Raw genomic sequence first — 21,602 nt, forward strand, 5'->3', positions numbered from 1 at the left:
GAAACATGTCCAGTGCATACAGTTTTTTACCTTTTGGCAGCCGTTCGGCGGCAAACGTGCGGTTTTCTTCCCAGAACTTTTGCCATTTCGGCTACACGAGATTTTCCTTATTTTCGCAAGGTATGGAAAAAGGTGGTCACAATTCTCATTGCCGCAGCCTTTCTTCCGCTTGTCCTGGTTGGTGGCGGCATGTATTTTTACATGGCCCGCACAATTAAAAATAAAACAATGGAGGCGCTTCAGACGGAAGCGGTCTCCCATCAAAAAACTATTGATTCCTTTCTGACCGAACGGACCATGGATTTAAAGCTTATTTCGGAAAATAATATCCTTTCAAAGATGATATCTCCGGGAACCATTGAACAGGTTCTGTCGTCACTCCAGAGTCAACTGCCCTGTTTCCAGGATCTTGGTATCATAGGGTCAAACGGTGATCACCTGGCCTATACAGGCCCCCACGATCTTGCCGATAAAAATTACAGGGATGCATTCTGGTTCAAGGCCGTGATGGTCAAGGATATTTATATCAGTGATGTGTTTACCGGCTTCAGGAACGAGCCCCACTTCATCATAGCCGTAAAGCGGAATGAAGGAAAAAATGTATGGATTTTGAGGGCCACTATCCTGTCAGGCCTGTTCGACAATATTGTCACCCGGGTGGCGGGAAACAGGAAAGGAGATGCCTATCTGATCAACAGCAAGGGCGCCTTCCAGACAAATCCGAGACATGGCGGCAAACTCATGATGAAATCGCAGGTTTCACCCCCCGGCCCTTTCAAGGGAGTACAGGTTGATGATAAAGGGTCCAGTATTATTTTAACCACCTGGCTTGAGACGATTCCCTGGCTCTGCGTTGTGAGCGTTGACAAAAGAGATATTTTTGAAGTATCAAGAAAAGTGAAGATTATCAGCCTTTTTATCGTTCTGCTGGCAGGATTTCTTATGATATTGGCCATCCTGCTCACTACGGACAGCCTGGTGTCCATGCTGGAAGAAAAAAGAAAGAAAAAGCACCGCCTGGACAGCAGATTGAGAAGAACTGCCTTTCTGGCCTCATCAATGAAATTAGCAAGAGGCGTTTTCAGTGACCTCAACGATATCCTGTCCAACATTCACGTTACAGCAACACTGATGAAAGAGCAGACCGGACCGGCAGATTCTGGTGAAACCGATAGCCTGGCAAAACAGATTTTTTCGGAATCCATAAGGGGGAAAAATCTTATAGACAGCTTTAGCAGATATATTGCACCAAAAGATCCGGTTATTATGGATGTAAATATTCACATGATTTTAAACCGTATGATCGGTTTTTTACAGACATCATTGATTGAGAAAAACATAGATCTTATTACCAGATTTCATGATGGATCATCCTTTGTCAGAAGCGATGTTGCTGTATTGCGTCAGGTTTTTTTGAACCTTTTATTGAATGCTTCCGCTGTTGTCGGCACAAACGGCTCGATCTGCGTATCCACATTTGCCAAGGAAAATTCAGTGATGGTTTTGATCGCAGATGACGGGCCGGGCCTGGAAACTGCAGATATGGAACAGATATTTGACCTTCAGCAGTTGAGCAAACGGGGGGATTGGGGATTCGGCCTGGCCATCAGCCGATTCATTCTGGAAAGAATCGGCGGGAAAATATCTGTTAGAAACGGGGAAAAATACGGGGTGGTATTTGAAGTTCAGGTGCCCGAAGCGTTTATCGGAACGTTTTTAAATTCAGAACTTATGATTTCGGATTGATGATGCTGACCCGGGAAAACATCAGGCAGGCCATAGATGCCATTGCCAAAAGAGAGCCTGAAATTGCCTATACCCTGCATACCATGCTGGGAAAGGGGAGCATTGATCTTTTGTCTGCATCAGAAACCCTGGATGAGAAAAAGTTGTATTTTACTTTTGGCGACAAGAAACCTTTTGTCAACAAGTACCAGTTTTTTGCCGGCGGCACTCCCTGCCTTGAGCAGGTACTGTTGATTCAATATGGAGAACTTGCCCGGACACGGGATCTGTTTCACCTGGACCCTGTGGCAGCTCCCGGGAAGATGGCTTCAAAAACCGATACCGCTGGCCTGTCCCTGATGCTTAATTATGAGATTGATCTGGCCGCAGACCTGTTGAAAAAAAACATCGCTGCCATACTTAAAAAAAATATTCAGGCTGATGAAATTCCTTTGGTCAAGTTGTTGCGTAACCGGTTGCAAAAAATTCTGGACCTGCGAAATGACAGCACTGATCAGATCGATTTCAAAGATTTTGAGGATGATCCCCGAATACTTTTCCGGGGGGTGGTAGATGAGTACACAATGGCCGCCTTCATGAGATTCCCTTTTTCCCGGGACAGTCTTATTCAGGCCGGCCGCCTTAACCTGGAGTTTTTCCATGTCCGTTTTCTGTTAAACTGCTTGGTTACGGGCACGGACCACATGCTTTTTGCCTGTGTTGCAAAAGGAGAGATACAGGGACTGATTTTTTTGGAAATGATAAGAAAACTTTTCTACAGAGGTCTTGAAGTAAAATATGTTGCCACCCGGGGCGGAGCAGATTCTCCTCTTGATCCCCGCCCTGTCAAAGGGGCGGGGACCTTTATAATGGCAGGAGTATGGGGGCTGTGGAAAAGCAATCTCCCCGAGGTAAAAGAGCTCGTTCTTGAATCTGAAATCGAGGCTGAAAAGTTTTATACCGCCATTGGCTTTCATTCCAGAGGATTGTGCCGGTATACACTCAAATCTCCAGAAGGGCGCCTTTTGACGACAATAGCAGCAATTGCGGCATCATCTGAAAAAATCCATCCTTCCATCACAAGTCATTTATGCAAAAGAGTTCCGGACCGGATACGGCTGCTCAAGGGAAAAAAAACCAAAAACGGACAGCACAGGAACGCCCTGGCATTCATAAAGCTGTCGCTTCATCCTGCAAGTTCCGATCTCCTGGCCAGAACAACGGTGACGCAACTTTTAAAAAACAAAAGCCGTATTCCTGAAGGAGAAGCACTGCTTACTCTTGCAAAAGCATTTGGGCGCACCCAGACAGAACCGCTGCAGACCACTTCCTTTCTTCCTGTCGCAATTGTCATTGATAAAAGATACAGGAACCATCTCAAGGGGGTAGCCCATCTTGAAAATTACAGGCGTATAAAAGCTGTGGAGGATCTATTGACCACCGAATGCCTTGCTGGAAAATGGGTTAAAATTGCCCCCAGGTTTGCTGACAAGAAAGAATTGATATGGGTGCATACGCCTGAGTATGTTGAAAAAATTGAAACAACTGCTGGAAAAGGCCTTACCTCCCTTGATTTCGACACCCAGACCACAGAAGAATCCTGGTCAACGGCCAGGCTGGCCGCGGGCGGTGTCTTTTCTCTGCTGGACAGGATAATGTCAGGCAGGTCATCCCGGGGCTTTGCCTTTGTAAGACCTCCGGGACATCATGCCGGACCTGCAGGCGGCTCAGGATTTTGTATTTTCAACAACATCGCTCTGGGTGCGAAGTATCTTAAACATCAGTACAAAGTTTCCAAACTGATGATCATCGACATTGATGCCCACCATGGTAACGGTACCCAGGAAATTTTTTATAACACAGATGAAGTGCTTTTTGTCTCCATTCACGAGTCAAACTCTTTTCCCGGAACAGGACGGGTTGAAGAAACGGGGAGCGGAAAAGGCCAGGGGTTTACCATCAACATCCCTTTGGAAAAAGGAAGCCGGGCAAGAGACATTGGAAGGGCGCTTTGTTTTCTTGCCGGGCCCATTGCCCAGGAATACAGACCTGAAATAATTCTTGTCTCTTTTGGGTTTGACCTTTATATCCACGACCGCCTGTCAGGCATGAATGTGACACCAGGCGGGTATGCCCTTATAACAGCACTTCTCCTTGAGGTGGCAGCCCACGCTTCGGTCGGGAAAATAGCCTTTGTTATGGAAGGAGGATACAGCTTAATGGGTATCCGGGAATGTGGCCTTGCCGTTATGAAAGAAATCTGCAATGTACCGGGTATAAGCGAAGATAAAATAGACCGGGTCCGTAAAAGCGATTTCAGCCATTTGTCAAACTTAAAGAGGGTTATTGAAGTCCATAAAAAATATTGGGAGGTACTTTGGTAGGCGGGTAAAATTGTCATATGGCAAATTCCACCCCTGTCTCCTGCCAGATGACATCCAGGCAAACTTTAATTTTTTCTGGCTTTTGCCACCGCAAAAGAAATATTTTAATTACAATAGGTTATTCAAATATTGCATGAATGAAACCCTCTGGCACACTTGTTGAAATACTATATGTGAAAGCAGTTACGTATACAAAAAAAACAGAGCATACAGGAGCTGGCATGGATCAAAACCGTGAAGGCAAGAACAAGAAAGATTATTCCCGTCTCTTTCGCAGGTTTATTTTCCTTACAATGGTTTGTTCTCTATTTCCCCTGCTCCTGGCCGGATGGGCGATTAATATACATTATTCAGAATTTGCCAGGGAAAGGATACTCAAAACACTTCAGACCCGTGTGGAGTACCACAAAAAAATTATAGAACTTTTTTTAAAGGAAAACAAAACCAGGCTTGACTTCATCGCCCGAACAAATTCAATTGAATTTTTGATAAAAGAGGGTAATCTCACTCATATTTTAAACAATATCAATCGTGATGACTGGGTTCTTACCGATATTGGGATCATTGATGAAAACGGGGATCATGCAGCTTACGTAGGGCCTTACAAGCTTATTGATAAAAATTATTCCAATGCTTTCTGGTTCAAGGAAGTGATGGAAAAAGAAATTTATACCAGTGATATGTTTATGGGATTCAGGAAAGAACCCCATTTTATAATGGCAGTTACAAAGAAGGAAAACGGGCGGCGTTGGATATTGAGAGCCACTGTTAACACAGACAGTTTTCGTTCTCTGGTGGAGAATGTAAGGATCGGCAGGACCGGGGATGTATACATCCTGAACAGCAAGGGGATCTATCAGACAAGTCCTGGTTTCAGCGGAGAGATTCTGACCCAGGCCTCAGGATTTAAGGGTGAAATTCATGATGATTTGAAATTCAGGTTTCTTGAAATAGTTGACAGGGATGTGAAGATAAAAAAAATTGTCTGTGAAACCTGGCTGAAAGATCCAAGGTGGCTCCTGGTGGTGAGGGTTGGCGAAAAAGAGTTTTTTGAAGACATCCGTCATGCCAACAGGGCAACCCTTGTCTCACTCCATCTCAGCGCTTTGATCATATTAATTGTCACAGTATTTGTAACCAACCACATGGTTCAGGTTATTAAAAAAAGAGACAGCGAGCTTGAAGAAATGAATACTCAGCTCATGCAGGCAGGGAAACTGGCATCCATCGGAGAACTTTCCGCAGGAGTTGCCCATGAGATAAACAATCCCCTTGCCATTATCATGACGGAACATCAGCTTCTTTTAGATGCTGAAAAAAGAACCCCCATAACAGACCCGGAATTTGGGGAGCAATTTGCAGGATCATTGAGCCAGATCGGTACACAAGTCCGTCGGTGCGCCCATATTACAAAAAATCTTATGAAGTTTGCCCGGAGAACCAAATCGGTCATTGAAACGATTAATATAAATGTATTTGTAAGAGAAGTGATAGATCTTATGGAAAGGGAAGCCAAATCCGACGGCATAACGTTCAAATCTGTACTGGATGACACCATTCCGCCCATCTTGACAGATCCGTCACAGCTTCAGCAGGTATTATTGAATATTATCAACAATGCAATAGCGGCTCATGAAAACAAAGGCTATGGCATGATAACCATAGCCACCCGCCTTTCAAATGACAAAACCGGAATAGTCATTATAGTGGAGGATACGGGAAATGGAATAAAAGATGAAGATATTGAGAAAGTTTTTGACCCGTTTTTCACCACAAAATCTCCGGGACAGGGCACAGGTCTAGGCCTTTCCATCTGTTACAGCATAGTGAAACAACTTGGCGGCAACATTCACGTTGAAAGTGATGTTGGAAAAGGAACACTCTTCACTCTGACATTCCCGCTCAAACCGCCCGAGAATTTATTGAAGCATGGATGAGACTGATTATATATGGAGGCAACATTAAACATTAACGGTTTTGAATAACATTATAGGAGGATAAATTATGATAGGAAGTAAAATTTTACTTGTGGACGATGAAGAAATATTTTGTGATAACATGGCCAAACTGCTTCAAAACAGGCAGTATAAGGTTACCGCCGTTTACAATGGAGAAAGCGCCATAAGGGCGCTTGAAAAAGAGAATTTTGATGTCGTTGTTCTTGATCTGAAAATGCCTGGAATGAATGGTATAACTACCCTGAAGGAGATCAAAAAGCTGGGTCTTTTCACGGAAACGCTTCTCCTTACAGGCCACGGTTCAGTTGACGCTGCCATAGAAGCGATCCGCCTGGGCGCATACGATTTTCTCACAAAACCCTGTGAAGTTGATGAACTCGTTGAAAAAATCGAGGGGGCATGGAGAAAAAAAGATGAAGCCTGGAAAAAGGATTTGGAAAACAAACTCAAGAAAGTTGTAGAGTCGCCTTCAGATGTTTTCAAGCTGTTCGACTGACCTGTATGGCATGAAATGAGAATTCTAAACCGGACCGCCCCTATGAACCGTGTCAGTCAGGGGCGGCCGGTTTGCATCCATTGAGGATCGATCCGAATTCTTCAATGTATGTGGGAGTTACATAGTTGGGTAATTAATTTAGTAGAAAAATTTGGAGGGAAGCCATGAAACAATTTCTGATGAATTCTGTCGGTCGGCTGGATATGATATGCTGGATTCTGGTTGTTGTGTTTTTTTGCAGTTGTTCATTGATGTTCAACGGAAATTTCAATCAGTCGTTTATTGCGGCAGGAGGGGTGGTGCTGGTCATGATTTTGATCGGATTATCCATTGAAGTCATAATCGAGACCCTGAAGGATGTAAAGGGACTTGGCACCATAACCGGGTTCATTACCAATGGGCCTGAGCTTGTTTGTTTAATCGTCGGCCTGGTAGTGGGGGATGTGCTTTTTGCTGCCAGCACTCCTCTGGGTTCTAATTTTATGAACCCGATTCTATTGATAGCGGCAGCACTTGTTACTAGAGTATTTTTAAAAACACTTCAAACAAATTGGCGGTATAGTTTGACCTGTATCTCGCTTACGGCAGGTCTGGCTGTAAGTTTTTACGCGATTCCAATTCAGTATCATATGTATTGGGTGGTGACAGCGGTTGTTGTGACCGGAGTGCTGTTTATTAAGCGGCCGCCGGAAGAGGCTGAGGAGTCTATGGAGGAAGAAGTTATCGCTAAATGGAGTATTATACCGGCGATTATTGTGTTAATTGCAGCAGGGTATTTTCTTGATCCCGTGGTAAGCTTTGCCTCGGAGCAAAGCCATGCTCCCAAAGGCGTGATCGGATTTTTTGTTCTGGCCACTCTTTCAAGTTGGCCGGAGTTTAAATGTTGTCTGGCACTTTTGAATCGCAAAAAATACCTGGCAGCTATATTGAATATTACCGTGAGTAATATCACAAATATCTGGCTGGCTGTTGCAGGGGTCGCAACTTATTTTTTTATGACGGCCTTCTGAATTTGAACTCGTGACCAAGAGATGCAAGCAGGTTTTTTTGAAAATATTAGAAGAATTAAAAATAAAAGTAAAAAATCTTAAAAAAGAAATTACGGCAATTTATTATGCATATCAACATCCGAAAACTACTGTATTACCCAAAATCATTATTTTGTTTACTTTGGGATATGCTTTAAGTCCAATTGATCTCATTCCGGATTTTATTCCGGTTTTAGGCTATTTGGATGACCTTTTAATTCTTCCTGTATTAATAGCGCTTTCAATTAAATTAATTCCACATGAAATTATGGAAGAATCAAGAAAAAAAGCGGAGAATCAACCGTTACAACTAAAAAAAAATTGGGTTTTTGCTATAGTATTTATAATAATATGGATAGCGCTGTTTATGTTTTTGATCCATAGTTTTATCTCTATCTTCTTAAAATAAAATCACATTCCTAAGTTTGCGGTCGGTTTATCGGGAAAATATTCATCCACCCGGGGAAAACTGGATAAATCCTTTTCAATGGCAGCATTTAAAAAAGAGTTCAACCACCAGAAAATATCTTTATTTTTAATGTTCTCCCGCAGATTGCGCATTCGCTGGTTTCTTTCTTCCAGAGGCATATTAAATGCCCTGTATATTGCCCTGGCAGTGCCTTCAATGTCATATGGATTAACTAAAATTGCATCTTGATAAAACTGCTGAGCAGCACCGGCAAATTCGCTGAGTATCAGTACCCCTTTTTCATCAATATTGCAGGCACAATATTCCTTGGCAACAAGATTCATACCATCCTTTAACGGAGTAATAAAAGCAATATCGCATGCCCGGTACAATGAAATAAGTTCATTTCTGTCAAGATTTCGAAACATATACTGGACAGGGAGCCAGTCATTTGTACTGAATATGCCGTTAATCTCTCCCACAAGTTGTTCTATCTTAAGTTTCAGATCAGCATAGGCTGTTATTTCCCTGCGGCTTGGGACCACAAGTTGAATGAAATGTACCTTTTTGTGGAACCTTGGAAAATGTGTTAAAAACCATTTAAAGGCTTTCAACTTTTCAGGTATGCCTTTGGTATAATCCAGACGATCAACACCCAGTAATATTTTAGTATCAGGGGAATTGTTTCGTATTTTCTTTGATCTTTTATAGACTTTTTTGTCCCAGGAATGGAGAGAAAATTCATTGTAATCAATGCTGATGGGAAAAACCCCTGTACGGATGACTCTGCCGTTGAATCTTATTTCACTTACTGTCTCATCAAACGCTTTTTTTGCATCTATTTGCGCATCCTGGATTATTTTTTTGATACATCCAATAAAATTACGTTTACTTAAAATGGTGTGGAACCCTATGATGTCATATTCCAGCATGGCGGAAAGGAGTTCAAATCGCCATGGACATCGTATAAAGGTATCAATGGGCGGAAATGGGATATGCAAAAAAAATCCGATGGGTGTCCTTTTGCTGAATTTACGCAATTGGGCTCCCACAAGTATTAATTGATAATCATGCACCCAGATAAAATCGGGGTCATCTGTATTCTGGTACACGGTTAATGCAAATTTTTTATTAACCTCCTGGTAACTTATCCAGTATTCAGGCAAAAAGATGCATTTATCTGTAAAACCATGGAAAAGAGGCCATAAAATTGAATTGGAAAAACCTTCATAATAATTTTTTAACTCATCTGAGCTAAGCATAACTGATTTAACACTATATCCGGAAACTGCTGATTGTATGGCCGGAAACCTGTTGTCATCAATACCTGCCTCGTGCACATAACCAGGCCAGCCTATCCAGATTCCGTTTCGATTCTTCAGTATCGGTGCCATTGCTGTTATCAGGCCTCCAGCCCCTTTTTCAACCTCTATCTTACCATTTTCAGCCTTTTTTAAAATAATCGGCAACCTGTTGGATACAATGATAATATGACTTTTTTTTGTATTTTTTTTATCCATTTTTTTACCCTTACCTTTTTCCAGGCTTCCAAAAAGATAGTTTAAATATCCACATATGCTATCTTGCCCGGATAGAGTCTGATTATTTCATCTTTGATCATAATCATGACGGGTTTTGCCCTGCTGGTCAGGCTTTTAACCTTAACGTCTGTTTGAGTGATTTCCAGATCAAGCCAGTGGTTCCTGTATCGAACATGAAAACAGATGCGGTTTATGGGTTTCGGGAGTAAAGGATTTAAAATCAGTATATCACTGCGTATTTCCAGACCGGCATAGCCCCGTTGAAGAATATCAATACACCCTGACATGGCAGCCAGATGAATACCTTCCCGGGTGCTTCCGGTTCGGTCATCAACCATATCAGTCTCAAGTGCCCGGCTGAAAAAGTCCCAGGAACGTTCTCTTGCCTGCCGTGCTTCAATCCAGGCATGAATGACCAGTGCCAGGGAGGACCCGTTTGTAGTTCTGTTTAAATAATAGTTGATATTTTTTAGGATCAACCCCTTGTCAAAAGTATAATTAAGACGCTTGAACATCTTTCTTAACGTTTCAGCACTGAAAAGATATAAAAGCATTAAGACATCTGCCTGTTTGCAGAGTTTATAGTTATTGGTGCTGTCCCCTTCCTTTTCAAGAATCCTGTCAAGGCGCCGAATATTTCCATATTTTTTTTTATAACCGTCCCAGTCAAATTCCTTTAAATTTTCATATCCTTCAAATTGACTGAGTATTCCACCTTCATGGAATACGAGTCTCATCCTTCGACTTATTTTTTTCCATTTTTCAAGTTCTCTATCTTTCACCTCAAGCTTTTTTCTTAAATGTTCCCAGTCCTGTTCGGAAATAACATGTTGCAGGTTAAGCGCCTGATCCATAACAAACATTACCATTAAATTCGTATAGGCATTGTTGTTCAGACCTGGTTTCTCTGCTCCGGGATAAGCGTCATGATATTCATCAGGCCCCATTACACCCATGATTTCGTATCGGTCAAATTCAGGTTTATAGGTTGCCATGCTTGCCCAGAACCGTGCGATTTCTATGATGATTTCACCACCGTAAAAGGATAAGAATTCGATGTCATGGGTAATTTGAAAATACTGCCAGATATTGTAAACAATGGCATTATTGATATGGTGCTGCAGATAGGTGTGATCCGGAAGCCAGCGGCCCGATCTTGGGTTGAGATGCATCTGCTGGGTCTCCTCTCTGCCGCTGCTTCCGCTCTGCCATGGATACATTGCACCTTTGCAGCCTGCCTTCCTGGCTGCGCGCCGGGCTTCTTCAAGTCGTCGGTAACGGTACATGAGCAGGGTTCTTATAATTTGAGGAGCCCGGTAATTAAAAAATGGGAAAATAATCATTTCATCCCAGAATATATGTCCTCTGTAGCCTTCGCCATGCCAGCCACGGGCCGGCATACCCACGTCAATGTCCAGGGAATGTACGGAAGAGCTTTGTAATAAATGAAAAATATACAATCTGATAATTTTTTGTGTATATTGCTCAATATCACTATTGTCCAGTTCAAGAGTGACATCGAATTTGCGCCATAAAAGTTCCCAGGCTGTAACATGGGATTTTAATAAACTATCAAAACTTTCAACATCATTTGCAATAGTATTTTCCACTTCTAACAGGCATTCAGAAATACCTGTATCCCGGGATGTATAGATACAGATCAGTTTTTCCACTGTAAGATCATCTCTCTTCTTCACATCTACAATAGAATGTCTGGCAACATATCCACTGGGTTTGTCAGCTGGAACAGATTTAATAACAGCCAGATTCCTTTGAAGGAAGATGTTGGTTCTTGCACCCATTGCAATATCAATACATGACTGATTGGTGCGCATTTTTAACACCATACTTTTTTTGTCAATGTGACGGGAATCAACCAGATCAAAATGTTGCTTGCTCAAATCCCGATAGCGCTTAACCCCCTGGTTTGTCACCCTGCCATCCAGAGCAGAACAGATCTCTATTTTACCTTCCCAGTTCAAGGGCGTAATAATAGTTTTAAGCGCAGCCCTGTGCACCTGATCTCCATGAACAAATGAGTGTTGACAAATGCGCGTCTCTCGATTTTTTTTATCCCGAAAGCATATGGTGCGGTTCAGTACCCCTTTTTTTATAATCAGGGATTGTCTATAAAAAAGAACTTTTACATTTTTTAGCTGAAACCATTCCTCTCCAGGGATACGGAAATTGAGACAGAGCCAGTTGGGAAGATTAACCAGATCTTCATTCTCAACGATTCTACCGGCGATTTCAGTCTTAAGCCGGTTATACCCTCCGGCAAGATAGGTCCCCGGATAATGCACATCATCAGCCGTTGCTTCAGGGGCCGCACCTCTGGTAACGAAATATCCGTTTCCCAAGGCGCACATTGCTTCCCGCCGTCCTTCATCTTCAGGGTCAAACCCTAAATATATTTGATCCCAGCCGGCCTCTTTTCCCATGCCTGCTTCAATTTCAGAAAGATCGTTAACTACCAGGTGGGCTCCTTTCTGCTTAAGCTGTTTTGCCTGATTTTTCCGGTTAACACCGATAACCACTCCAAAATCACCTTTTTTCCCGGCTTCCACACCGGATAAGGCATCCTCCACCACCACACATCTATTCACATCAGCATCCAGCCTTTTGGCTGCTTCCAGAAAAATGTCCGGTTCAGGTTTGCCGGCAAGACCAAGACTCTCAGATATAACCCCATCGACTCTGCTATCAAATAAAGCTTCAATATCTGCAGCCTTAAGGACTTGAAGACAGTTTTTGCTTGAACTGACAATGGCTGTCTTAAATCCATTTTTTCTTAACTGCTTAATAAGATCTATACTGGAGTCATAAACTTTTACCCCCTTTTTTTTCAATAAATCAGAAAAAAAATGGTTTTTCCTATTGCCCAGCCCGCAGATGGTTTCCTGATCAGGAGCATCATTGACAAAACCATGGGGAATATCAATACTGCGGGAGGCCAGAAAAGATTCAACCCCTTTGTATCGGGGTTTTCCATCCACATACCTTATATAATCATCCCTAAGGTCAAAGGGTACATAATTGTCGGCGCCGCTCTTTTTTTTCAAGTATTCGTCAAAAAGCTTTTTCCATGCAGTTGCATGGATATCTGCTGTTCTGGTAACCACACCGTCCAGATCAAACAGGACAGCATCATACAGTTCAGGATTAATTACTTGTTTTCTGGTTGCCATAAAAAAGATCCTCCTCATAATTTTTATTTATGCTACGGCACCATCCAGATGGTCATTTCTTTTGCACCGTGAATAAGTTTCCAGGGGAGGGGTACGACCGATATCAAAACTGCTAACATTAGATTTTTTCTGCCGAAGATAATAGTATTACAATAGAATCATATCATAATCTGGTCCAGTAAAGAACCTGAATATTTAAAATGCAACTATCATACCATTACAGCATAAAAGCATTGGCATTTGGGAAACCGAATGCCGAAACTTCAAAAGAACTAATGTTTCCCATAAGAATAGTGTCTTGATACGTCCTATGAAAGATTAAAGGATTTCCATCAAAAATAATTATGATGTCAGATTTTTTTACAAGATGCAAAAAAATTGATCGCATATTTTTTTTGTTTGAGCTTAAATAATCCGGGATATGGCAGGGAATTCCTCTATGCGTGTCTTTTAAATTAAATGCCTGCACATGGCATGAATCTTGAATTTAAATTATTGAAACGATGATCAGCTATAGTGGTGCTGATACAAACAGGAGAATGATATGAGTACAGTCAAGTTATCTAGAATATTTAAATAGATTTATCTGCCGGTAATTTTTAATAAAGGAGTCCTTTCTATGAATCATACAGCAGGCCAAACAAGAAACAAAGGCCCCTCCATGCTTCCTGCCTTGCATCTAAACGGGTTGGCTGGATTTGTGCCAAGCATCGGCATTAAAAATAAAAATTTTAACTGCTGTCTGTCCATTCACCAGAAGGCTTTTCCAATTGTTTATTTTCATACAAAACCTGAAGGACTTTTAAAAACCTTATCAAACTTCAGATCATATGAAGAAATATGATGTTTTAATGCAGACATCCCGATTAAGGAAGAAGATGAGTAAGGAATGTGCTGGATGGGAATGGATGAAAATTCATTTTCAATATTTTTTTCTTTTGGCCCCTCCTGCATCCGGTCATTGCAGATCAGTCCCTTTACCTCAATATTCAAGGAATTAAGCTGGTCAAGGATACGTCTGGTTTCAGCCACAGACAGCACATCCTGGTTGAATACAGCAAAGAAATTGGATTTTTGAGGGTCTTCAAAAATACCCTTAAGTGCCTGATAGTCAGATTTGATTTCCCGGATCCTGGACAATACCTTATCCCGTTCAAATTCTTTCCCTGCAAATTTTATTCTGGAAATAATTTCCTTTCGCTTATAAATTTCCATCCGCAGTTTTTCAAGCTGATCAATCCATGTCAATGACAGGGCAGGCAAATTAAAAAATCTTAATGACAGGGCTGTTGGCGGCATGTCAATGATCAGATAATCATATCCCTTATACCTGGTTTGAAGATTCATGAAAGCTGTAACCAAAGCATATTCCTCCATGCCCGGAGAAAATTTTAAAATATCAAAATAATTGTCCAGATTAAAGGCTGTCAGATATGCATAGCTGTTTTTAACATTTTGGGCAGTTTTTTTTAAATACTGCTTGATTTCTTTATCCCGGTCAATTTGAAGGACTTCAAGGCAAGGCCCCAGCGTGCACGCTTTATCGGAAAAATCCGTCTCAAAAATATCCGACTGGTTGTGGGCATCATCAAAAGATGCCAGGAGCACTTTTTTACCTTTTTCCATAAGAACCAGTGACAAAAGTGCAGATGCCGTGGATTTTCCGGTTCCGCCCTTGCCTAGAAAAAATAATGTTTGAAGTTCAGTCATGATTTTTATCCTATATCAAATACGGAAAACAGTCTGGATAATGGTTCATTGGCTGTGTCCACCCTTTCAAGAAGTAAAATCAAATCCTTTTCCATCAAAGGGAGAAGATCCATACAGATCTGTACTGGTGGAGACGGCATTCCAATGAATGTTCCCTGTACCAGAAGGGCAAAAATATACTCCAGTTCTTCTTGCTCCGCCTCAATAGCCCCAACAGCCTTATATCTTGCCACTTCGTCAGCCACCTGCCAGATGCCTGAAAGGCGGTTTTTCACTCTTCCGATTATATCGAGGATATATGTTCCTGGTCTGATCATTTTACCCGGAATATTTTCCGGTCAAAATCAATTCGCTTTTGGGACGGAAAATAATAATAGACTGCATACAGAGCCATCAATACGATGGCGGCTGCAAAAAACCTGGGGAAATCACATAAAACAGCTACAAAAGCAAAATACGGCGTAACCTGTGATATCCATAAAATTTTTCTTTGAAAAGATAAAAATTCTTTAGCCGTAACCTGGCTTTGCTTACGCATGGAATGGGCAAAAAGAGTTCGAAAAAAAAGGGGGCCGGCAATGGCAGTAATGGCGGATAAAATAAACAGAAGAGAATGCAGAACAGAAGGAATAACAAATAGTCCGGGCTTGATAAAATTCAATTCTCTTGCCAGGCCAAAAGCCAGAAAAAGGCACACTGCCGGTATAATTATTATAATAAATTGTCTCTTAAGTATCGGTTGCATTTCAAATCATCATATGATCCGGAAGAAATTATTTCTCCCGGATCATACTATTTATTATCAGGATTCAGATTTCATGCTCATAAATTTCATGAGTCCTTCAACAGTGATCCAGATAGCCAGGAGAAGTATCAATCCATTCACTACCTGGAGCAGTGTATTGTCGGCAGTGCCGAACTTGGTCTGATTCAGCACAAGTGCCCATATAGTCATAACCATCATAAATACGGCTGGGATACCTGATATCAACCATTTCGTACCGCCTTTGGTTTTCAGGTAAACCGTAATAATAATCAAAACAAGACCTGCAAGGGTCTGGTTGACCGCACCGAACAAGGGCCAGAGTTTTAGTGCACCTTTTCCACCGGCGCCTGTTGCAAAGGCAAGTGCCAGTGCAGTTGCCACAGCTATAAAAGTAGCCACATATTTACCGGTAAGAAAATTCATCTTTAAGCTGCCGAAAAGCTCAGAAACAATGTAGCGCTGGATACGGGTGGCTGTATCCAGAGTGGTTCCGGCAAAAGATGCCACAAATACCCCCATGATAACCACAGCCACGCTGTTGGGCAACCCGGTGGAGGCAATCATATTGGCAGACCCGTTCACAAAAGCCGCTATTTTAGAGCCAAGGCCGGCTGCTGCGGCCCAGGAAGAATAATGGGTTGTCCAGGCAGCTACTCCCACTAGGGTTTCCCCTGATTTGGTTACATAGCCCATACCGATTCCGGCAGAGACGGCAATGATAACCAGTGTGGCAAGAGCACCCTCCATTAGCATGGAGCCATATCCGACAAATAGAGAATCGGTTTCATCCCTGACCTGTTTGGAAGATGTGCCTGAAGATACCAGGGAATGAAATCCTGAAATGGCACCGCAGGCAATAGTGATAAACAGGAAGGGCCACATGGGCGGTGCCTTTGCAGGTGCTGTCTGAATTGCCGGCGCAACGATGTGAAGATTCCCGCCAAAAGCGGAAAGAAACACACCCACGATCAACAGAAGCATGATAATTAATAGCTGGTGGGAGTTGATAAAATCACGGGGCTGGAGCAATGTGGTCACCGGAAGCGTAGAAGCAATAAATGCGTAGGCCAAGAGAATAATCGTCCATACACCCGTAGGTGGAATCCCGGCAATAGCCGGCATTTTAATGGGAAGGTAAACACCGATGCCCACCGTGACATACATTAGAATCACGGCAATAATGGACCAGGCCAGGATACTTTTCCCCTGTTTATAAATGGCATGTCCCAGATAAAGGGCAATGAAAACCTCACACCAGACCGGGAGTACCGATGACGGATACATGGCAAATACCACGGCAATAACCAGACCGAAGATGGCAATCACAATCCAGAGTTCTAAAAATACAACTAAAAAAAAGAAAAACCGGGTGCGGGCGTTGACGTATTTTGAAGTATAATCAGCAACGGATTTCCCCTGGTTTCTCATGGAGATAATCAATGCCCCAAAATCATGAACCGCTCCCATGAAAATACTACCGAAAAACACCCAGATCAATGCCGGTACCCACCCCCAGATAATGGCGATGGCGGGTCCTACAATGGGTCCGGTTCCGGCAATGGATGTAAAATGATGCCCAAAAATTACTTCCTTTTTTGTGGGAACATAATCCATACCATCTTCCAGTTCAATGGAAGGAACCGCCGGCCCTTGAGATAACTTGAAAATTTTCTGACCGATGAATTTTCCATATAAGTTATACATCAGGATATAACCTATAAACGCAACAACCATGATTACTAGTGCACTCATTTGATAGTCTCCTTATATTTATAAAAAACTAAAGATTAATATAAATCATGGCAAAAGCATTTAATGGTGCGTGCTTTTGTCAGCTTGAATCCTTTGCTGTTATTATTCTTAATTTTATACACGGTAAAAAAATAAATGCCAACAAATATTCTCATGTTCAGAAATTTTCTAAGTGATTGTACCCGCAATATCCTGAGTTAAAGAGTTTTTTTGTATTTTTGCCGGGGCCGTTGTAGTTATTGTTCCGGATCTCGGTGGAACGGCGCCTGATGCTACAACGGCGCCCGGCTCTATTTAAGTTCCAATGCTAATGCACTGAACAGGAAACACACGGATCATAGGATCGAACCAGCATGGAGCATAAAAGTTCTAGTTTTTTGTCAGTCATTTCCTTTGTCATGGCAGATTTTTTGACAAGACTTTTTATGTCATGGTGGATATTTGCATTATTTTGTGTGGTGGGTACTACGCAATTGGCCATCTCTATTCGCCCGGTTTTGTCATATTTATAGTGATGAAACAAAATTCCGCGTGGGGCTTCCACCGCACCGACACCCTCACCGGCTTTTGGTGTCACTTTCGTCATGGTTTCACTCGGGTCGGATTCAACCAGTTCGTCAATCAAGCGGATTGCTTCATGGACCACATGAAAGCACTCAACAAGCTGGGCCACATTGTTCATAAACGGATTATGGCAGACAGGCTTTAAGCCAAGCGATTCGGCAACTTCGGCTGCTTTTGGATGGATGAGTTGAGAGTTATTGTTAAATCGGGCAAGTGCGCCGACAGCATATGATTCCCGGGACAGTTTAGACCACTTGGATGTGTTGTTTTTGTCCACATATTCATTGGTCATGGGCCGATAGTCCTGTTCTTTATGCTCGACACCGTCGCTGGATATCAATGATCCGCCGATAAAGGGGTATCCTTTTTCCCCTTTGAGGGATACAAATTCCGTCTCTCTGATAAAATCGGGGAGTGTAAATGTGGAAAACAGGTCCGCTACTATTTGTAAATCATCAAGGGATCGTTTTAGTTCATCTTGTAAACCGAGCAGGTGGTTTTTTTGCGGCATCATCGTCACGCCGCCCACCTGGAAGGTAACGGGGTGTGTTGTTCTTCCTGCAATAGTATCGCACAACCGGTTAGCCAGGCCTTTAAGCCGGATGGCGATGGCAATCACTTCAGGCTTTTTTTCAATCAAAGGGATCACGCTGGGTTCGTTGAAAAAATCCGGTGCAGCCAGGAACAATACATGCAGTATATGGCTCTGGAATGTTTCACCATGTTTTGCCAGAAGCCGTAATTTAGCGGCTGTTTCCGGAATAGCCACCTTAAAGGCGTTCTCAGTGGCCCGGACACTGCACAGGCAGTGACTGATGGAGCAGATGCCGCATATTCGGGCAGCAAGAAGACCCGCTGTCGTATAATGTTTATTTTTTAACATGACTTCAAAAAAACGGGGTGTCTCAACGACATCCCATCTAGCTTCTTTGATTTCCCCGTTTTCCACATGAATTTTAATATTTCCATGACCCTCAATACGGGCAAGGTGTTTGACGTCTACATTCAGATTTATTTTCATGATATAATAACCTCCTGAAATGCACCGAAAAAGTTCAGCTTTTCTCTGAGTTCAATATCAGCGAACCCTTTTTCTTTAACAATGGCAAAAAATGAGTCATAATTGGGTTCAACAGCAGGTCCCCGGCATCCCCAGCATCCCTGCCCTCCGGCAGGGCAGGGGGCATTGCAGCCGGCTCTGGTAATCGGTCCCAGACACATTTGCCCTTTTTCAAACAGGCAGGTTGTGAAGCGCTGTTTGCATTCAACGCAAACCGGGTAAACAGGGGGTTGAAAGGGACTGTCCCATACCACATGACATATGAGGGATTCCACCTCGGCCTTTGATACCGGGCATCCGGGAATTTCAATATCCACCGGTACAATATCCTTTACCGGCCGGACATTTATAGTCTCCTTCGGGTCATTGCCGTATACTTCTTTATTCGCAGATTTTAAATCAAATTCATTTTTTAACCGGTTCACTCCTCCAAAGCATGCGCAACTGCCCAGCGCAACCAGCACTTTTGCATTTTTACGAATTTTTTCAAGCCGCTTTACTTCATCATTTCGAGAAACCGCGCCTTCAATTAAGGCAATGTCATAATTGTCGGAACTTGAAGATGACGCTTCGCGGAAAGACACGATTTCGACCGCGTTCAGAAAATCAGCCAGGGTCTCTTCTTTGTTCAGCAATTGAAGTTCGCATCCCTCACAGGAAGTGAAATCAAAAACTGCAATCTTTGGTTTTTGGGGTTCAATGCCCAGATATTTCATGGCAGTATCCTTTCATCAAATGGCTTCCTTTAAATTCATGACCGTCCAGAAATCGAAAACCGGACCGTCTAAACAGGTATAAGTGGAACCGATATTGCACCGGCAGCAGTTTCCGATGCCGCAGTGCATCCTGCGTTCAAGGGATACAAACATCCGCTGCATGGGAATTCCCATCTCGCTTAAGCGTTTACATACGAATTTAAACATGATGGGCGGTCCGCAAACGATGGCATAGGTTTTGTCCGCCGGCATTTTGATATCATCTAAAAGCTTGGTGATTAAACCCACGGGGCCGATCCATGATTTGTCAGGCTGTTCCACAATTACCTCAAGATTGATATCGTCAATACGGTGCCATTCTTCGTATTGGTAATCAAAAAGAAGCTGTGAAGGTTCTTTTGCTCCATACAGGATATGGACTTCTTCAAAGTCGGCCCGGTTTTCAATCACAAAACTGATCGGCGCTCGCAAAGGTGCCAGTCCCAATCCGCCGGCAATGAGAAGAATGTTATTCCCCTTCATTCGTTCCATTGGGAAATAGGTGCCGAAGGGGCCTCGAAGACCTACAATGGCACCGCGCTTTGCTTTGTGGAGCGCCTGCGTCACTTTCCCGGCTTTTCGGATACACAGCTCAATGGTGCTTCTAATAGATGGAGAACTTGAAAATGAGATAGGTATTTCACCGTAACCGGGCAATTCAAGCATTACAAATTGTCCGGGAAGAAAAACAAATCGTTCCCAGTCTTTATCATTTACCATTCTTATCTGGAACAGTTTTTCCATATCAGTGAGGCGGATCACATTGGTTATTTCAGCTTTAAAGCATCTGTCTACTTCCTTCAGCCGGCTGCGCCGGTTGAAATCAAGCGGTTCAACCATATCTGTTTCGTGCCTGACGTCATACGGGTGCATAATATTTTTCATCGTTTTTGCTCCCTTTGTAAATCAGAAATAACATCGGTCGGATTGATGCCGGCTAGGCATGCCCGTCCGCAACGATTACAACCCACACACAGTGGCTGACCAAATGATTCCACAAAGCCGCGGTGCTGATGATAATAGCGGTATTTGAGGCGTGTGGCAGGCTCGGGTCTGAAATTATGCCCTCCGGCAACTTGCGCAAAGTCGTTCAGATTGCATGAATAAAGTTGTTTGATTTTATCGCTTTTATTAAAGTCCATGGATATATGTTCGGTAACGCCGTAACAATAACAGGTAGGGCAAACCATGGCGCAGGTGCCGCAGCTCAAACATTTGTCCCCCCATTTTCCCCAAACGTCGGATTCAAATTCAATATCGAGCAGGTTGGGAAGATTTTCAACGCGCACGGTTTTTTCAACCCCGTCGTCAAATTTGTTTCTCGCTTGAAGATAAAGTTCGTTATCATTTTTGGTAATATCCCTGGTTTTAATTTTTTGAAGGGCATTAAACGCCCGGTCCGACCCGATTTTCACGAAATATCGATCCCCGATATCGGTTAAAAACAAATCAAACCCATGGGTTACCGTGTTTGAACCGACCGAAGAACAAAATCCTCGATCACAGGGTTGTTTACAATCAATTCCCACGACAAATGTATTTTGACGTCTTGTAATATAATAGGGGTTTGGGAATAAAGTTTTTTCAAAAACTTTATCAAGCTTAACCAACCCGTTTATATCACATGGATGTAACCCGATGATAAGCCTGGGGTTGCTGCTGTAGTTGATTTCCTGCGTCCAGTCATTGTCTTCAAAACTAAAAGAAGAAAGAGTCTCTTTATACGGAAGGAAATATGTCTTGGCTGAATATTCGGTTGTTTCGTAATCAAGGTCTATTTCGTCAAAAGAGGAAAAGGGCAGGAATTGATAAATCGGCTTGCCGTTGTTATTAGTTCCTACTTTTTTAGGCCCGATGCATTGAAAATCCGGAAAATAGAAGTCGAAAAAATCTTGTTTTTTTATTGTTTTAAAAAGCATTTTTAAAAATCCTTCCTGAATTCATGTTAATGTTTTAGACAGTGATAAAATTGAGAAAGAAATAATTTTCACAATGGCTTTTAGATTATTTCAATACATACTTTATTTATGGTATTCATGGGAGCTCCTTTTAATTTAGGTTTCTTTATCTACCAAAAATGACAAAGCAAAAGATATGCCAAAGAAGATAATAAGTTTAAGGATTCATAACTATTTGAAATAAAAGAATTTTCAACCAAATGAAGAGAGTGATGCAGACGCATCGGCTTTGATGAGCGTCAGGTTTTTTTACGGCATGTAAAAAAAGAACGATTTTTGAAAATATTCGAAGAATGGAACCAGATTAT

Annotated in this window: 16 protein-coding genes; 6 read left to right on the plus strand and 10 right to left on the minus strand. The window is 42.4% G+C overall.

All coding sequences use genetic code 11. The features are described 5' to 3' along the window. From QAI40_RS02815 to QAI40_RS02840, 6 genes are all read left to right on the plus strand, one after another. Positions 1-1,746: sensor histidine kinase (locus tag QAI40_RS02815; RefSeq protein ID WP_304511448.1), on the plus strand; the 1,746-nt coding region annotated here is incomplete at its 5' end. After that, positions 1,746-4,109 (plus strand): histone deacetylase family protein, encoded by a 2,364-nt coding sequence (locus QAI40_RS02820; protein ID WP_299977379.1) that lies wholly within the window; start codon positions 1,746-1,748, stop codon positions 4,107-4,109. The genes QAI40_RS02815 and QAI40_RS02820, both read left to right, overlap by 1 nt. A gap of 221 nt (positions 4,110-4,330) precedes the next feature. Then, entirely contained in the window at positions 4,331-6,046 is a 1,716-nt protein-coding gene (locus QAI40_RS02825) for a sensor histidine kinase (protein ID WP_299977376.1), read from the plus strand. 67 nt (positions 6,047-6,113) lie between these two features. Further along, positions 6,114-6,563, plus strand: a complete 450-nt coding sequence (locus QAI40_RS02830) for a response regulator (protein WP_299977373.1) — start codon at positions 6,114-6,116, stop codon at positions 6,561-6,563. 164 nt (positions 6,564-6,727) lie between these two features. Continuing rightward, positions 6,728-7,573: a sodium:proton exchanger gene (locus tag QAI40_RS02835; RefSeq protein ID WP_299977371.1), complete on the plus strand. Its 846-nt coding sequence runs from the start codon at positions 6,728-6,730 to the stop codon at positions 7,571-7,573. Between the two features lie 37 nt (positions 7,574-7,610). Beyond that, positions 7,611-8,000 (plus strand): YkvA family protein, encoded by a 390-nt coding sequence (locus tag QAI40_RS02840; RefSeq protein WP_299977368.1) that lies wholly within the window; start codon positions 7,611-7,613, stop codon positions 7,998-8,000. A gap of 2 nt (positions 8,001-8,002) precedes the next feature. Here the strand turns inward: QAI40_RS02840 and QAI40_RS02845 are convergent, their stop codons facing one another. The 10 genes from QAI40_RS02845 to QAI40_RS02890 form a co-directional block, all read right to left on the minus strand. Continuing rightward, the gene (locus QAI40_RS02845) at positions 8,003-9,520 is read right to left on the minus strand and encodes an alpha,alpha-trehalose-phosphate synthase (UDP-forming) (RefSeq protein WP_299977364.1); all 1,518 of its coding nucleotides are present in this window, start codon (positions 9,518-9,520) and stop codon (positions 8,003-8,005) included. A 41-nt stretch (positions 9,521-9,561) separates the two neighbouring features. After that, complete coding sequence (locus QAI40_RS02850) at positions 9,562-12,729, minus strand: beta-phosphoglucomutase family hydrolase (RefSeq protein WP_299977362.1); 3,168 nt, start codon at positions 12,727-12,729, stop codon at positions 9,562-9,564. A 780-nt stretch (positions 12,730-13,509) separates the two neighbouring features. Next, entirely contained in the window at positions 13,510-14,439 is a 930-nt protein-coding gene (locus QAI40_RS02855; RefSeq protein ID WP_299977360.1) for an ArsA family ATPase, read from the minus strand. Positions 14,440-14,444: 5 nt separating this feature from the next. Next, positions 14,445-14,756 (minus strand): hypothetical protein, encoded by a 312-nt coding sequence (locus QAI40_RS02860; protein ID WP_299977357.1) that lies wholly within the window; start codon positions 14,754-14,756, stop codon positions 14,445-14,447. Beyond that, positions 14,753-15,184 (minus strand): hypothetical protein, encoded by a 432-nt coding sequence (locus tag QAI40_RS02865; protein ID WP_299977354.1) that lies wholly within the window; start codon positions 15,182-15,184, stop codon positions 14,753-14,755. Before QAI40_RS02865 ends, QAI40_RS02860 begins: the two co-directional genes overlap by 4 nt. 57 nt (positions 15,185-15,241) lie before the next feature. Next, positions 15,242-16,957, minus strand: coding sequence for a carbon starvation CstA family protein (locus QAI40_RS02870; protein ID WP_299977351.1), 1,716 nt, complete (start codon positions 16,955-16,957; stop codon positions 15,242-15,244). 307 nt (positions 16,958-17,264) lie between these two features. Continuing rightward, a complete protein-coding gene (locus QAI40_RS02875; protein ID WP_299977348.1) occupies positions 17,265-18,542 on the minus strand; it encodes a Ni/Fe hydrogenase subunit alpha in 1,278 nt (425 codons plus the stop codon). Beyond that, the gene (locus QAI40_RS02880; protein WP_299977345.1) at positions 18,539-19,297 is read right to left on the minus strand and encodes a hypothetical protein; all 759 of its coding nucleotides are present in this window, start codon (positions 19,295-19,297) and stop codon (positions 18,539-18,541) included. The genes QAI40_RS02875 and QAI40_RS02880 overlap by 4 nt, the downstream gene beginning before the upstream one ends. 15 nt (positions 19,298-19,312) lie before the next feature. Next, positions 19,313-20,221: an FAD/NAD(P)-binding protein gene (locus QAI40_RS02885; RefSeq protein ID WP_299977342.1), complete on the minus strand. Its 909-nt coding sequence runs from the start codon at positions 20,219-20,221 to the stop codon at positions 19,313-19,315. After that, complete coding sequence (locus QAI40_RS02890) at positions 20,218-21,255, minus strand: 4Fe-4S dicluster domain-containing protein (RefSeq protein WP_299977340.1); 1,038 nt, start codon at positions 21,253-21,255, stop codon at positions 20,218-20,220. The genes QAI40_RS02885 and QAI40_RS02890 overlap by 4 nt, the downstream gene beginning before the upstream one ends. Positions 21,256-21,602: the final 347 nt, after the last annotated feature.

It is taken from the genome of Desulfobacula sp. (assembly GCF_030611305.1).
GTDB lineage: Bacteria > Desulfobacterota > Desulfobacteria > Desulfobacterales > Desulfobacteraceae > Desulfobacula.

Bases quoted from the DNA above. Each gene is read 5' to 3' on its own strand.
- QAI40_RS02820 (WP_299977379.1), top strand. From the start codon at position 1,746: ATGATGCTGACCCGGGAAAACATCAGGCAGGCCATAGATGCCATTGCC.
- QAI40_RS02825 (WP_299977376.1), top strand. From the start codon at position 4,331: ATGGATCAAAACCGTGAAGGCAAGAACAAGAAAGATTATTCCCGTCTC.
- QAI40_RS02830 (WP_299977373.1), top strand. From the start codon at position 6,114: ATGATAGGAAGTAAAATTTTACTTGTGGACGATGAAGAAATATTTTGT.
- QAI40_RS02835 (WP_299977371.1), top strand. From the start codon at position 6,728: ATGAAACAATTTCTGATGAATTCTGTCGGTCGGCTGGATATGATATGC.
- QAI40_RS02845 (WP_299977364.1), bottom strand. From the start codon at position 9,520: ATGGATAAAAAAAATACAAAAAAAAGTCATATTATCATTGTATCCAAC.
- QAI40_RS02850 (WP_299977362.1), bottom strand. From the start codon at position 12,729: ATGGCAACCAGAAAACAAGTAATTAATCCTGAACTGTATGATGCTGTC.
- QAI40_RS02855 (WP_299977360.1), bottom strand. From the start codon at position 14,439: ATGACTGAACTTCAAACATTATTTTTTCTAGGCAAGGGCGGAACCGGA.
- QAI40_RS02860 (WP_299977357.1), bottom strand. From the start codon at position 14,756: ATGATCAGACCAGGAACATATATCCTCGATATAATCGGAAGAGTGAAA.
- QAI40_RS02865 (WP_299977354.1), bottom strand. From the start codon at position 15,184: ATGCAACCGATACTTAAGAGACAATTTATTATAATAATTATACCGGCA.
- QAI40_RS02870 (WP_299977351.1), bottom strand. From the start codon at position 16,957: ATGAGTGCACTAGTAATCATGGTTGTTGCGTTTATAGGTTATATCCTG.
- QAI40_RS02875 (WP_299977348.1), bottom strand. From the start codon at position 18,542: ATGAAAATAAATCTGAATGTAGACGTCAAACACCTTGCCCGTATTGAG.
- QAI40_RS02880 (WP_299977345.1), bottom strand. From the start codon at position 19,297: ATGAAATATCTGGGCATTGAACCCCAAAAACCAAAGATTGCAGTTTTT.
- QAI40_RS02885 (WP_299977342.1), bottom strand. From the start codon at position 20,221: ATGAAAAATATTATGCACCCGTATGACGTCAGGCACGAAACAGATATG.
- QAI40_RS02890 (WP_299977340.1), bottom strand. From the start codon at position 21,255: ATGCTTTTTAAAACAATAAAAAAACAAGATTTTTTCGACTTCTATTTT.